Below are 14,615 nucleotides of genomic sequence, written 5' to 3' on the forward strand. Positions count from 1 at the left end.
TTCCCGCTCCATAGACAGAAGAGGGAAGGCTGTCCCTACCACCCCAGTGGTAGGTGCCATTCCCGCCTGTCGGGTCGGAGTCGAGCCACCCTGGTGGTTCGCCTGAGCATGCGTCGATCCTAGCGGAGTCGATCGTACAAAGACATGCCCCCAGGTTGGGTTGATGCGTTTGATTTTTGTTACCCGGGTGGGTGTTAACTCACTCAGCGGGTTTGTTCCGGAGGGTCTACTCCTCGGGAGGTATGTCGTGACCTCCCCGTGTGTCGGTACGGTGTGTCGAGAGCAACCGGCGCGTTGCGGCGAGGCGCGCCCGAGAGGGTGAAGTATGGCCATGCAGAAGAATCGGGTGCGTGTCCGGCATTTGACTGCGCTGCTGATCAAGGACGAGTTCAAGAAGCCCGAGGACTGTCTCAAGGACGTCGACGCCGTGGAGAAGGTGGAGTTGTCACCGCGACTTTCATACGCGGCCGACTTCTACCTCCAGTTGAAGAGGGCTCGGTCACCTCCGTGGATGGAGTTCCTGGAGAAGGTCGTGACGAAGAAGCTTCCGAACCTCAAGAACGAGAACGTGTGTGGGGTGTTCTTTGTCCGGCTGAAGAAGAGAATCGTCGCATTCACGCAGGGTCATGGCCGGAACCTTCTACGCGCCGACTGCTTCGAGCGGGACTTCGGTCTCAAGGTGGTCTTGAACTCGGTCGATCCGACACAGTTGCGGAGCGTCGATGCCCGCAAGGTCGAGGACCTGACGACACAGACGCGGAAGCAACTGAGCAGAAACTCGCCCCTGGATGCGTTCGCGCTCAACCTGAATCAGGACATCCTTCGTGTCATCGCGGGGAAGCCGAAGAGTGAGGAGTTCGCGAAGCTGATAGTCGGCTCTGACTCGCTGTCGCTGAGTGCCAAGGTCGAGGTGGAGCAACTGGGTGCGAAGTGCGAGGAACTCCTCACCGCCTACCAGAGCCAGGAGTACAAGAAGCACTTCCCCTGGTTCGATCATCTCCGGTCGGTTCGAGACCAGGCGATGCTTGGGGAGTTGAATCGCAGGCTGATCGAGAAGATTCTGTCCGGCCCTTCCGACGGTCTACACCTGGCCACTCCCGAGGTCATCGACTGGAGTGATTCCCCGGGGCTCTCGTTCTCGACGGAAGCGGACCCGACGCCGCGCCATGACTTGTTGATGGAGGACTATCTCAAGACGAAGGATGGAGAAGAGGTGTCGATCGCCGAGCTCAAGCGAGACCATGTCCAGGTCCACTCCGGCGCGGCGAATGCTCCCGTGTCCAAGTGGAGTGTGTATGACTCGATTGTTTTCGAGGCCGAGGAAAAGGGAGAGGTCTTCGTGCTCTCTGGGGGCGATTGGTTCCGAGTCGCCAAGAACTTTGCTGATGAGGTGAGAGGCCGGGTCGGAGGCATCAAGAAGTCGACGCTCGTCCTTCCTCCCGCGAAGAGCACGGACCGGGAAGACGACTACAACATCCAGGCGGCAAAGTCGGGAAAGTTCATCTTGATGGACAAGAAGAACTCGTTTGTCTCAGAGGGCAAGACGTCGATCGAGGTCTGTGACCTGCTCACGAAGGATCGGCAGTTCGTGCACGTGAAGAGGAAGACGCGGTCTTCAACGCTCAGTCACCTCTTCTCCCAAGGCGTCGTCTCGGCGGACGCGTTCTGGATGGATCCGCGGTTCAGGAGCCATGCCCGGAATCATGTGCTGAAGACCCATCCGACGTTGAAGAACCTGATTCCGGAGGAGCGCCCGAACCCGGCGGAGTTCGAAGTCGTGTTCGCGGTCATCACGAAGAACCATCCGAAGTGGCCGCATTCCCTCCCGTTCTTCAGCCAGCTCAACCTGAGCTACGCACATGACCGCCTGGAGCGAATGGGGTACCGAGTCTCCTTGCTCCGGATTGATGAAGTCTGACGAAATTGCCGCTGACGTGGAGGGGAATGACCGGCGGCGCCCATCGTGACTCAGGGAGGAGCCCGCTGAGAGGGGAGGGTGGCGCGAAGCGCTTCTGGGCTCCCCGTGAGCACCAGCCTGTCCACGGCGCGGGTCATGGCCACATAGAGGAGGCGGGCCTCCTCCTTGGCGTCAGTCGCATGTCTGGAGGGCCGGCCGATCCCTGGAATCGCGATGACTGGAAACTCCAGGCCCTTGCTGGAATGGAAGGTGAGGACCTTGACGCTATCTTCGGTGGGCTTCAGCGCGGATTGGGGCGCGCGTTTGCCCACCCACTGGTAGGGAATGCCCGACCGCCGCAGTTGGTGGATGGCCGCGTCCCCGACATCGACGGTGCGGTAGAGCACCGCCATGTCATTCCAGCGGAGTCCCTCGGAGTGGAGCTGTTGCAGATGCCCCGCGATGCAGGTCAGCTCCGCGCTCAGGCTGGGCAGCGGAATGACTTGGGGCGGTGGCCCATGGCGGCCCGCGCTCTGCGGGAGTAGCAATGGAACTCCGTCTTCATCCGCATCCTCGGGAGTAAGCACGTCCTTGGCATAGTGGTAGGCGAACTGGAGGATTTCGGAGGTGTTGCGGTAGTTCAGGCGAAGGATGGTGGTTCGCCCCTGGGCGTGGATGCCGACGCTGCGGAAGCTGAAGCGTCCGCGTCGATAGATTGACTGGGCGTCGTCATAGAGCACGAGCAGTGAGTTGGTCTCCGGCGCGACCATCTGGGCCACTAGCTTGAGCCATTCGGGCTGGAAGTCATGCCCTTCGTCGATCAGCACCGCCCCGTACTGCCCTCGAGGAATGAGGCCCCGGTCGGCCGCGTGGATGACGCGCTGAACGAGCTGCTCGGAATACTCGGAGGAGGAAAGCCCTTGAGGTGGAAGTCCCGCGTGGAAGGTCACGAGCTGCTCGCGGCACCAAGCGTGGAAGGTACGCACGCTCACCTGCTGCTGGGAGATGCCTCGTGCGGTCAGATAGGGCTCCAGCCACTCCGCCAGGTGGCGGCCGAAGCACAGCACGAGGATGGGTCGTTGAATGACCTTCGCGAGCTGCACGCAGCGGTAGCCCAGAATCATCGTCTTGCCGGAGCCCGCGACGCCATGGATGACGCGGTGCCCTTCGCCCAGGCTTCGAGCAAGTTGCTCCTGCTGGAGGTCCATGATGCGGATGAGGTCGGGCAAGGTTGCTTCGGCGTCTGGCTGTTCAAAGAGACTGAGCTGTGTTCCTCCGATGCGGAGTTCCGGGAAGATGTGCCAGCGAATCCGGTCGAGTTGTGGAAGTGTCAGCGGGCGGGCGGGAACCCAGGGAAACATCTCCCAGAGCCGTTGCTGGAAGGCCTCGGGGTCGACGCTCTCGGTCAGCTCATCCTTGCAGAGGGTCCGACTTGACGCGATGACCTCGCCAAGCCCCGCTTCGTCGAACTGCGCTCGGGTCAGATTGGAGAAGACGACGCCGTAGCTCCAGGGGAAGGCCAGCCTGCCCCGGTGGGGCCCCTCGGGGAGAACCAGGGACGCGTCCTTCTGGAGCAGGGACGCGATGTCCTGGGCGTAAAGCCGTGCCTGCTCGAACGGATTCGCGACTTCCTTGAGCCCGTCGCGAGTGAGCAGGGTCGCGCTGTTCTTGTCGATGCGGTGGATTCCGTCGCGCTTCCAGTCCTTCACCTCCAGGACCAGAATGCCTCGGCGGGGATGCAGGACGATGAAGTCAGGGTGGTGGCCCGTCTGCCCGATGGCGACGTCGTACCAGAGGAGATAGTCGTCTTCGAGCTTCTCTTCGAGCCGCCGGGCCACGCGCTTCTCCCCCGATTGCATCCGAGGGAGGCACTGGTTCAGGGCGGGGATGAGGGTCGCCATGGCCTCATGCTAGTCCCAGGTGCGGGGAATATGGAACGAGGCCTCATCCTCGGCTTCCGGCGGCGCTCACACCCAACCAATGGGTGGGCTCTCGTTTCCAGTCCTTCACTTCAGGACCAGAATGCCGGGCCCTCCTTCTTGGACTGTTGAGCGCATGACAGCCCTCGGGTGTGCCGACGCCTTGGATTCTCAGGACAAGTGAACTGGGAATTCAAGGGTTCATGGAATATCAAGAGCAATCCCTGTTTGCCGTGTTTGGGCCACGCCTGCGTCTGGTTTGGAAGCGGCTGCGTGCCTCCCCGACGCGAAGGAGAAGGCATTGCCCTCACTCCAGGGGGTTACGGCAGGCCCCTGGTTTGCAATTGAAACGCATGCCACCCCATGAGGTTGCCATGCATTTCTATTGTATGACCTGTTCCAAGCCGTTCGAATCCGATGCTGCTCTCTGCCCGGTGGACGGTTGGCATGGGGTCCGGAAAGTCATGAAGCCCGCGAAGAGCAAGTCGGCCGCCTCCTTCACCGACATGTTCGACGACGTCCTCTGCGACTTCCATGACCCCTTCGGAGGCTTCGAGCAACCCCCGGAGGTGAAGCGGAAGCTCGACGACGTGGACCCCTCACCTTTCAAGAAGAAGCTGAAGTTGGGGCCCAGTGGAGAGAAGCCTCATACCTACACGCGGTCGGCGAAGAGCAATAACCACGGTAACGAGTTCACACCCTTTGGCGCGCTCGACGCAGGGCTTCACTACGACACGAAGAAGAAAGAGGTCTCCCGCGAGAAGGTCATCACCGCCAACGTGGGCGGCTTCCTCAACTACCTCTCGGAGTTCAACGTGAGGACCTCCAACTGCCGCGTCGACGAGCGAGAGCGTTGGCGGGGCAGCGGGCTGCTGTACGAGCACTTGCGGCAGTACAGCTTGATGCGGTGCCAGCAGTTGGTCGCCCAGGTGAAGCTCAAGGAGGTCTACTTCGTCAATGACTACCCGTGCGTCCACCTGGACCTGACGTCGTACATGGAAGACGTCGTCGGGGATCCGGACTCCTTCGTCGAGTACATGTGCTTCGTCTTCAATGCCTATGTCGACCTGGAGTCCCAGAAGCTCGCCTACAAGATGCCGTGTGTGTGCCGCTCCAGCTTTGGCTTCCTCACCCCGACGACCGCGCCGACGGTGAACTCGATTCGCTTGAACCTGGGGCTCGCGCCGACGGACTTCCTCGGCGCGGTCGACCTGGCCATCCACGCCTTCCTCAAGGACCTCAAGGGACTGAAGGTGGCGGCGAAGACAGACAAGCCGGGTGCCTCGTTCTTCACGAGCACCGGGTACTCCGACTATCGGAAGGAGAAGAAGGGGACCAATCCGTTCAAGCCCAGCTCGACCCTCCATGACTTCCTCAACGAGAAGATCTGCTCGATGAAGAAGCTGATGACGAACGTGACGAGGACCTTCGAGGGCGGCGCGTTCGCGACGCAGACCTGCTTCGACGCATTGGAGCGAGGCGAGAATGGTGTCCTCGCGGCCGTGAAGGCACCGCTCGAGGACGACTCGCGGTGGCGCATCCAGAAGGGGACCTTGAGCTACGTCCCCGGCAAGACACGCTATGCCTTCGATGCCCCCAAGCCTCGCGCGGGTGACTGGCCGTGGTCCAGCGACCCTGACTTCAAGAAAATGGTCTCCGCCATCTTCGTGGCCGCGACCATGGAGGTCGACAGCACGAAGGAGCTGACGCTCGACAGTGCCTGGGCGGCGGCGCTCTTCGCGGCGGAGGAGATCTATCGTTCCGGTGTCAGCGCCTATCACAAGCGCGTGGGCGAGACGGCTGACGACGAGGACGGGAGCGACTCCGAGGATGAGGATGGAGAGAACGATGAGAAGCTCTTCCACCTCAAGCTCATCTCTCAGGGAGGCCTGAATGCGATTGGACTCGCGCTCGCCTTCACGAAGCTCTGGATTGAAGAGGTGGACAGCCGCGCGGTCGAGGTGCTCGACGTCATTCCCATGGCCTATGACAAGAAGGACCTTGGGAATGCGGTGGTCCAGTCCGAGAAGCCCGTCACCGAGGGCAAGAGCACGTACCAGTTCGTCAAGCTCGCTCCCCAGGACCCGATGAAGCCCATCACCTTGAAGGGGGAGGCCATCCAGCCCAACATCCTCTTCAGGCCCCCGAAGAGTCGGATGCCGCAGGCGACGCTGGTCGAAACCGTCAAGATCTACATGCAGCAGATGTACTTCGAGTCGCCCCACCTGCTGGACATCAACCGCTGGTTGAGTCCGGTGAAGACGCTGGCTGAAGCGCAGGTCATCCTGGGCGACAACAACCACTGCGTGACGTCACTGTCGGCGATGGACACGTTCGACATCAGCGGGGTTTCGAGCTGGGCGGGCAAGCGCGCGCTCATCGTCGATGTCACGAGCGCGACGATGCAGGCGATGCACGCATTCGTGAAGAAGTTCCGCGAGGAGCTGCCCGCGGAGGTGGTGTTGGTCCTGGTCAGCAGTGGGCTCAAGAACGAGCAGTTGGGGACGGACAAGAACGCGTACGGGACGGTGCGCTTCTTCGTGAAGGCGAAGCAGACCGCCACGCTCAGGAAGTGCTTCGACGCGCTGAAGCAGCAGCCCGCCTACGTGAAGCAGCCCGTGGTGAGCCACAGCGTCCGCCGGGCCTTCAAGGTCGCGGGCATGGTCCCCACGGTGTCGGCCATCCTGCTCGCGAAGCCTTTCTGAAAGGACGCGGCATGCGGCAATGGAGGTTGCTGCCCCGTGTCCAGGCAGCCATTCGGCGCTGAAGCCTCGCCACCGAAATATTCCGTAACAGAGTTGCCATATCGCCGCCGAAATATTCCGTAACAGAGTTGCCACACTGGAAATCTTTGCGGGAGGTCGCCGGATTTCTTGGGCAATGCGAAATTTCATTCGCCCGAAATGCGGCTTGAGCATGATTGACCTGTTCAATGGTTGCCGTTATGGGTAAGAGACGCTGACGAGAAGGGGGGCCTCGCCTGTGAAGGGTCTGGGTTTGTTCGCCAGGGGCGGACAGTTACAGGAGGAGAACACAGGCACGACGGGGACGAGGCTTTGCAACGGAGGCCTGCCATGACTTGCACCGTTGTCTTTCCTGGGCAGGGCGCTCAGTCGAGAGGAATGGGCGCCGCGCTCTTCGACAAGTACCCGAAGCTGATCCGTGACGCGGATGAGCTCCTCGGCTATTCGATTCGCAGCCTCTGTCTGGAGGACCCGGACAAACGTCTGGAGGACACCTCCTATACGCAGCCGGCGCTGTATGTGGTCAACGCCCTGAGCTACCTGCAGAAGCAGGAGCTTGGATTGACTCCGACCTACGCCGCGGGTCACAGCCTGGGCGAGTACAACGCCTTGTTCGCCGCGGGCGTCTTCGACTTCCAGACGGGGCTTCGGCTGGTCCAGAAGCGCGGCCAGCTCATGGGGCGCGCGCGGGGTGGGGGCATGGCCGCTGTGATTGGCCTCTCGGCGGCGGCGGTCCAGCAGGTCCTGGAGCGCGAAGGCCTGGCCGGGGTCGACATCGCGAACTTCAATACCCCAACCCAACTCGTCATCTCCGGACTGAAGGAGGACATCGCCCGGGCTGAGGCGCCGCTGAAGGAGGCCGGCTCCCGGCACTTCGTGCTGCTCCGGGTGAGCGCGGCCTTCCACTCGCGCTACATGGTGGAGGCGGAGCAGGAGTTCACGTCGTTCCTGGGCGCGTTCCGCTTCGCTCCTCCGCGCTTCCCCGTGTTCTCCAACGTCCACGCGCTGCCCTACGAGGTGGAGCGCATCCACGAGACGCTGGCGGCGCAGATCTCCCGGCCTGTTCGGTGGGCGGAGATCGTCCGGAGGCTCCTGTCGCTGGACGGAGCTGAGTTCGAGGAGGTGGGACCTGGCAACGTCCTCGCGGGCCTGCTTCGCAAGATCCGGGCGGAGTCGGAGCCGCTGCCTTGGCGCCCGTCGCGTGAACCCCAGCCCTCGCCTGTCTCCCCCAGCCCACCCGCGCGCGTCGAGCCCCCGGTGGTGAGCCTCGAGCTGCCCCGCGCAAAGCCCGTCCAGCCCGGGAGCCCCCCCAGGCTGATCGCCGAGCGCCTGGGCTCCGCGGACTTCCTCCGCGACTTCGGCCTGCGCTGCGCGTGTGTCTCCGGCGCCATGTACCGGGGCATCGCGTCGGAGGCGCTCGTCATCGCCATGGGGCGCGCGGGGTTCATGGGCATCTTCGGGAGCGCGGGCCTGTCACCCGACCGCGTCGACAAGGCCATCCAGGAGATCCAGGCGGCGCTCGGGACTCAGGCGCCTTACGGGATGAACCTGCTCCACGACATCAACCACCCGGAGACCGAGGAGGCGATGGTGGACCTCTTCCTCAAGCGAGGGGTGCGCATCGTCGAGGCGTCCGCGTTCATGCAGGTGACGCCCGCCCTGGTCCGCTACCGCGCCAGGGGGCTGCGCGAGGAGCCCGACGGCTCCATCACCATCCGCCACCGGGTGCTGGGCAAGGTGTCCCGGCCCGAGGTGGCTCAGGCCTTCCTGAGTCCCGCGCCCGAGCGGCTGCTGGAGCAGCTCGTGGCCGCGAAGAAGCTCTCCGCCGATGAGGCTCGGCTCGCCCGCGCGGTGCCCATGGTGGACGCGCTGACCGTCGAGGCGGACTCGGGCGGCCATACCGACCAGGGCGTCGCGTTCGCCTTGCTGCCCGCGATGATGGCCTTGAGGGACCGCCTCGCGGACAAGCACCCGGGGGCCCGGCGAATCCATCTGGGCGCGGCTGGCGGCATCGGAACGCCTCAGGCCGCCGCGGCGGCGTTCATGATGGGGGCGGACTACATCGTCACGGGCAGCATCAACCAGTGCACGGTGGAGAGCGGGGCCTCCGCGGAGGTGAAGTCCCTGCTCCAGGAGGCCGGGGTCCAGGACACCACGATGGCCCCCTCGGGGGACATGTTCGAGCTGGGCGCGCGGGTGCAGGTCCTCCGCAGAGGGCTCTTCTTCCCGGCCCGCGCCAACAAGCTCTATGAGCTGTACAGGCGGTACGACTCCCTCGAGCAGATCGACGAGAAGACCCGGGCTCAACTGGAGACCAAGTACTTCAAGCGCTCCATCGCCCAGGTCTACGAGGAGACGAAGGCATACTTCCGTGCCCGCGCGCCGGAGGAGCTGGAGAAGGCCGAGGCCAACCCCAAGCACAAGATGGCCTTGGTGTTCCGCTGGTACTTCGCCTACTCCACGCGTCTCGCGCTCGCGGGAGATGCCGACGGCCGCGTCGACTATCAGGTCCACTCCGGACCCGCGATGGGCTCCTTCAACGCCTGGGTCAAGGGGACGGAGCTGGAGCCGTGGCGGAACCGTCACGTCTCCCAGATCACGTCGAAATTAATGTCTGACACGGCGATGTTTCTTGGCGAGAGGTTCACGGCGCTTGGATTGTATGGCCCGGGGACCCGGCAGGCTCTCGCGGGCTGAAATCGATTCATCCTTGCTCGGAGTGTGGAAGATGAACAACAGCGGTTCCTTCGCTTTGCCATTCAAGATCTCCGGGCTCGGTCGGTATGTGCCGGAAGACGTCGTCCTGAGCAGCGAGCTGGAGAAGAAGTACGACCTTCCCCAGGGGTGGTGTCTGGAGAAGCAAGGCATCCGGGAGCGGAGGTGGGTCAAGGGGGAGACGGCGGCCTTCATGGGCGCCGAGGCCGCGAAGGAGGCGGTTCGCGACGCGGGCCTTCAGCTCACCGACATCGACCTCATCATCAGCGCCTCCGGCGCACCCCAGCAGGCGGTGCCGGACGGCGGTCCGCTGGTGCAGCGGGAGCTGGGCCTGGGGCGGTCGGGGACTCCCGCCATCACCGTCAATGCCTCCTGCCTGAGCTTCTTCGTCGCGCTCGAGGTCGCCGCGAACTACCTGAACATGCGGCGCTACCGGAGAGTCCTCGTCGTCTCCGCGGACATCGCCTCGGTCTCCCTGGACTTCCGCAAGCCGGAGAACTTCACCCTGTTCGGTGATGCCGCGGCGGCGGCCGTCGTCACGTTGCCGGAGCCCGGAGAGAAGAGCTGCATCCACGCCACCCACCTCCGGACGTATGGTTTTGGGGCCGAGTTCAGCGAGGTGCGCGGCGGCGGTTCGCGAAAGCCGCCGAACTCGAAGGACACCCGGCCCGAGGACAACTACCTGCACATGAATGGCGCGGAGCTGCTGAAGATCGGCTTCGAGTACCTGCCCAAGTTCACCGAGTCCCTGTGGAAGCAGTGCCCCGACATCAAGGTTCGTGACGTCAAGTACATCATTCCCCACCAGCCGAGCCGGGTGGTGCTCGACTACCTCAGCCTCTCCTATCCGGAGGAGAAGCTGATCCGCATCATTGAGCGCTTCGGCAACTGCATTGGCGCCTCCATGCCCATGGCGCTCTACGAGGCCGTCAAGCTGCGGGGCCTCCAGCGGGGGGACAAGGCCGTGCTGACTGGCACGGGCTCCGGAGTCTCCTTCGTGGGAATGGTCTTCACCTACTGAGATGCGAGCAATGACTGCCATGAGACGTGAGGAAATCTTCGCCATCGTGAAGGAGCATGCCGCCTCCGTGCTCTCCATCTCCGCGGAGCTGGTTCCCTCGGAGGGGCGGCTGGTGGACCTCGGCGCGAACTCGATTGACCGGCTGGAGATCGTGACGATGACCATGGAGACGCTCGGGCTGAAGTTCTCGCTCGTCGAGCTCTCCGAGGTCGACAACATCAAGGCCCTGGTGGATTTCTTCCACGAGAAGTCCAAGCGCGGCGCTGCCTGAGGAATGGACTTCCAGTGAGCCCGACGGCCATCACAGGCATGGGAATCGTGTGCTCGCTCGGCCAGGGGGTCGAGGCGCTCACCGAGGGCTTGCGGGCGGGGCGCTCTGGGATTGGATTCCGGAGCCGGCTCGCCACGTCGCTCGCGGGAGGGGCGCGGATCGCGGCGGAGATTCGGGCGTTCTCCTTCGAGGCCGCGCTTGAGCAGTGCAAGCTCCGCGTGGAGCCGCCGAGGGCGCGCGCGCTGAAGCTGGGCCGGCGCGCCCCCTTCACCGTGCAGACGGCGCTGGTGGCGACGCTCGAGGCGTGGGCGCACGCGGGGCTGGAGACGGCGCCTGTCTCGCCGGAGCGGGTGGGGCTGGTCGTGGCCGGCAGCAACCTCACCCAGGAATATGTCTTCCGGATGCATGAGGAGTACGGCCGCGACCCCACCTTCATCAACCCCCGCTTCGCGTTGCAGTTCCTGGACACCTTCCATCTGGGAGTCCTGTCCGAGGTGCTCGGCGCGCAGGGGGAGGGGTGCACCGTCGGCGGGGCATCCGCCTCCGGGAATGTGGCGCTGGCTCGCGCCCACCAGCTCCTCGCGCTCGACCTGTGTGATGTCTGCGTGGTGGCCGCCCCTCCGGCCGAGCTGTCCATCCTGGAGGTCCAGGCGCTGGCGAACACGGCCGCGCTCTGCAAGGACTTCGTGGAGGAGCCGTCCCGGACGTGCCGGCCTTTTGATAGGCGGCACAACGGGTTCGTTCCGGGCGAAGCGGCGGCCTGTGTCGTGCTCGAGCGAGCGGAGTTCGCCCGGCGGCGGGGCGCTGTCATCCAGGCCATGCTCCTGGGGACGGCTGTCCAACTGGATGGCAACGCCTCCTCGGACCCGAGCGCGGCCGGCGAGGCCCGGACCATTCGCCAGGCGCTGCGGCAGGCGGGCCTCGAGCCGCGAGCCATTGACTACATCAATGCGCACGGAAGCGCGTCTCCGCTCGGGGACCGGACGGAGGTGGAGGCCCTCAAGAGCGTGTGGGGGGAGGACGTCGCGAAGGTCGACATCAACTCCACCAAGGGGCTGGTGGGGCACTGCCTGAGCGCCGCCGGTCTGGTCGAGGCCATCGCGACGGTGACCCAGCTGCGGCACGGCTTCGTCCACCCCAACGCCAACCTCGAGGAGCCCATCGACGGGCAGTGCCGCTTCGCGGGCGCGAGCGCGAGGCCCCGGGAGCTCCAGCGCGCCGTCAGCAACTCGTTTGGTTTTGGCGGCATCAACTCCTGCATCGTCGTGGGCGGGGCGAGGACCTGAGCATGCGAGTCGGCATCGAGCGGATGAATGTGTACGGGGGGGCGGCCGCCATCGGCGTCAGGGACCTCTTCGTGGCGCGAGGGTTGAACCTGCAGCGGTTCGACAACCTGATGATGCGGGAGAAGTCCGTGGGCCTCCCGTGGGAGGACCCCGTCACCCACGCCGTGAACGCGGCCCGGCCCCTCATCGACCGCCTGAGCGAGTCCGAGAAGGCTCGCATCGAGATGGTCGTCACGGCCTCCGAGTCCGGCATCGACTTTGGCAAGTCCATCAGCACCTACGTGCATCACCACCTGGGGTTGAGCCGCCGCTGCAAGCTCTTCGAGGTGAAGCAGGCCTGCTACGGGGGCACGGCGGCGCTGGGCATCGCGGTGAACCACGTCATCGCCCATGCGGACTACGACCCCAAGGTGCTGGTCATCGCCACGGACGTGGCGCGCTCGGTGGACAAGCTCAACTACGCCGAGCCCTCCCAGGGGAGCGGCGCTGTCGCATCCCTGGTGGGGACGTCTCCCGAGGTCCTGGAGATCGACGTGGGCGCCACCGGCTTCCATGGCTACGAGGTCATGGACACCTGCCGGCCCGCCTACGACATCGAGACCGGCAACCCCGACCTCTCGCTGTTCTCCTACCTGGACTGCCTGGAGCGCTGCTTCGAGGCCTACGCGGACCGGGTCGAGGGCGCGGATGTGGTGAAGACCTTCGACGCGCTGGCCTTCCACACGCCGTTTGGCGGCATGGTCAAGGGCGCGCACCGCAAGCTGCTCCGCAAGTTCGCGGCGCTGGACAGCGGTGGCATCGAGCGCGACTTCGCGGCGAGAGTCGGTCCCTCGCTGGAGTACTGCGTGCGCGTGGGGAACCTGTACTCGGCCTCCCTCTACCTGGCGCTGTCGGGCCTCGTCGACAACCTCCGCGCCGCGCTCCCGGTGAGGGTGGGCCTCTTCTCGTACGGCTCGGGCTGCTCGTCGGAGTTCTTCAGCGGCCTCCTGGGACCCTCGTCGCGGCGGGTGATGGCGGAGATGGACATCGGCGCGCGGCTTGACCGGCGCTATCGGCTGTCCATGGAGGAGTACGACGCGTTGTTGGACAGCGCGGGGAGCTTCCCGTTCGGGGCCAAGGACCTGGAGGTGGGCGTCTCCCGCTTCGGTCGCATCTACGAGGAGGGGTTCGCCGGGGAGAAGCGGCTCGTGCTCCGGCGCATCAAGGACTACCACCGCGAATACGAGTGGAGCTGAGATGAGCACCCCCGTCATCCTCCGCCAGCGGGGCGAGCTGTCGCTGCGGTTGATCTTCAACCGCGCCGAGGCACGCAACAGCATCAACCAGGCCCTCCTCGTCGCGCTGAATGAGGCGCTCGACGAGGCGGAGCACTCCAGGGAGACGAAGGTGGTCGTCCTCTCGGCGCACGGGGACACCTTCTCGGCCGGGATGGACTTCACCGAGCTGATGGAGATGACCGCCACCAGCGCGCTCTACTTCCGGACCCTCCGGCGCCTCGCCACCTTTCCAAAGCTCGTCGTCTCGCTGGTGGATGGAAAGGTGCTCGCGGGAGGCGTGGGGCTCGTGGCCGCCAGCGACCTGGTGCTCGCGACCCCGGCGGCCTCCTTCAGCCTGCCGGAGATCCTCTGGGGCCTCCTGCCGGCCATGGTGCTGCCCTTCCTGGCGCGCCGGGTCGGCCTGCATGAGGCCCGCACGCTGGCCCTCACGGCGCAGCAGCTCACCGCGGAGCGGGCGCTCGCGCTCCGACTGGTTGACGAGCTCGGCGAGGACGCGGAGCGCGCCCTCCATCGCCTGCTGCTGCGCTTCCAGCGAATCCCCGCCGAGGGCATCCACCAGCTCAAGCGCTACGTGAACGAGGCCTTCCCCATCGACGAGCGCGTGGAGAGCCTGGCCGTTCGGACGACCTCGGGGTTGGCGCAGGAGCCGGAGGTCCGTCGCCGGATCCACGACTTCCTCACCCACCAGCGCCTGCCGTGGGAAGGGGAGTCTCGCCGATGAGTCCGAACGTCACCTTGACCCGGCGTGGCGCCATCGGCGTGGTGGCGCTGGAGGACCGCGAGAGCAGGAACACCTTCTCGCCCGCCTTCGTGCAGGAGCTGAAGCGGACCTTCGACACCATCGCCCGGATGCCGGAGCTCCACGTCGTGGTGGTGCATGGCTTCGACAACTACTTCTGCTGCGGTGGGACGAAGGAGGAGCTCATCGCGCTCGTGGAGGGGGTTCGTTCGGAGGACGCCCAGGAGGCCTCGCTCGACGGGCTGCTGTTCTATGACCTCTTCCTGCGGTGCGAGGTGCCTGTCATCGCGGCGATGCAAGGGCATGCCATTGGCGGCGGGCTGGCCCTGGGCCTCTTCGCCGACATCGTCATCCTCGCGGAGGAGTCCCTCTACAGCGCGGTCTTCATGAAGTACGGCTTCACCCCCGGCATGGGCTCCACGTACATCCTCCCGAAGCGGATGGGCGAGGCGCTCGGGGCGGAGATGCTCTTCACCGCCCGGAACTACTACGGCCTGGAGCTCAAGGCGCGAGGTGCCCAGGTCCAGGTGGAGAAGAAGGCGGACGTGGTGAAGGTCGCCCTGCGCATCGCCGCGGAGCTGGCGCAGAAGCCTCGCCTCTCCCTGGCGCTGTTGAAGGCACACCTGACGCAGACCACCCGACAGGAGCTGCAGCGGGTGATCGCGGGTGAGCGAGCCATGCACCGGCGGAGCTTCGCTCAGCCGGAGGTTCGAGAAAAAATCGAGAAGCTGTTCGGGGCATGACGG

At 64.9% G+C, this 14,615-nt stretch carries 10 protein-coding genes; 9 read left to right on the plus strand and 1 reads right to left on the minus strand.

What is annotated here, in order from left to right:
- Positions 1 to 331 precede the first annotated feature (331 nt).
- Positions 332 to 1,918, plus strand: a complete 1,587-nt coding sequence (locus tag ACN469_RS13120; RefSeq protein ID WP_498767696.1) for a DUF6119 family protein — start codon at positions 332 to 334, stop codon at positions 1,916 to 1,918.
- A gap of 50 nt (positions 1,919 to 1,968) precedes the next feature.
- Here ACN469_RS13120 and ACN469_RS13125 read toward each other — a convergent pair whose 3' ends face one another.
- Entirely contained in the window at positions 1,969 to 3,798 is a 1,830-nt protein-coding gene (locus tag ACN469_RS13125) for a DEAD/DEAH box helicase (protein WP_498767698.1), read from the minus strand.
- A 482-nt stretch (positions 3,799 to 4,280) separates the two neighbouring features.
- On the opposite strand from ACN469_RS13125, the gene ACN469_RS13130 reads away from it, so the two are divergent.
- The 8 genes from ACN469_RS13130 to ACN469_RS13165 all read left to right on the plus strand — a co-directional run bounded on the left by ACN469_RS13130 (position 4,281) and on the right by ACN469_RS13165 (position 14,612).
- Positions 4,281 to 6,521, plus strand: coding sequence for a hypothetical protein (locus ACN469_RS13130; RefSeq protein ID WP_498767700.1), 2,241 nt, complete (start codon positions 4,281 to 4,283; stop codon positions 6,519 to 6,521).
- 369 nt (positions 6,522 to 6,890) lie between these two features.
- On the plus strand, positions 6,891 to 9,257 hold the full coding sequence (gene fabD / locus ACN469_RS13135; protein WP_498767702.1) for an ACP S-malonyltransferase: 2,367 nt from the start codon (positions 6,891 to 6,893) through the stop codon (positions 9,255 to 9,257).
- A gap of 31 nt (positions 9,258 to 9,288) precedes the next feature.
- Positions 9,289 to 10,296 carry a 3-oxoacyl-[acyl-carrier-protein] synthase III C-terminal domain-containing protein gene (locus ACN469_RS13140; protein ID WP_498767704.1) on the plus strand — a complete coding sequence of 336 codons (1,008 nt, stop codon included), beginning with the start codon at positions 9,289 to 9,291 and terminating at the stop codon, positions 10,294 to 10,296.
- A gap of 19 nt (positions 10,297 to 10,315) precedes the next feature.
- Positions 10,316 to 10,567, plus strand: a complete 252-nt coding sequence (locus tag ACN469_RS13145; protein ID WP_498767706.1) for a phosphopantetheine-binding protein — start codon at positions 10,316 to 10,318, stop codon at positions 10,565 to 10,567.
- A gap of 14 nt (positions 10,568 to 10,581) precedes the next feature.
- A complete protein-coding gene (locus ACN469_RS13150) occupies positions 10,582 to 11,853 on the plus strand; it encodes a beta-ketoacyl synthase N-terminal-like domain-containing protein (protein ID WP_498767708.1) in 1,272 nt (423 codons plus the stop codon).
- 2 nt (positions 11,854 to 11,855) lie between these two features.
- Positions 11,856 to 13,088, plus strand: coding sequence for a hydroxymethylglutaryl-CoA synthase family protein (locus ACN469_RS13155; RefSeq protein ID WP_498767710.1), 1,233 nt, complete (start codon positions 11,856 to 11,858; stop codon positions 13,086 to 13,088).
- Between the two features lies 1 nt (position 13,089).
- Positions 13,090 to 13,851 carry an enoyl-CoA hydratase-related protein gene (locus ACN469_RS13160; protein ID WP_498767712.1) on the plus strand — a complete coding sequence of 254 codons (762 nt, stop codon included), beginning with the start codon at positions 13,090 to 13,092 and terminating at the stop codon, positions 13,849 to 13,851.
- Complete coding sequence (locus ACN469_RS13165; RefSeq protein WP_498767714.1) at positions 13,848 to 14,612, plus strand: polyketide synthase; 765 nt, start codon at positions 13,848 to 13,850, stop codon at positions 14,610 to 14,612. The genes ACN469_RS13160 and ACN469_RS13165 overlap by 4 nt, the downstream gene beginning before the upstream one ends.
- Positions 14,613 to 14,615: the final 3 nt, after the last annotated feature.

This window comes from Corallococcus terminator, from assembly GCF_049194865.1.
In the GTDB taxonomy this organism is placed as follows: Bacteria; Myxococcota; Myxococcia; order Myxococcales; family Myxococcaceae; genus Myxococcus; species Myxococcus terminator_A.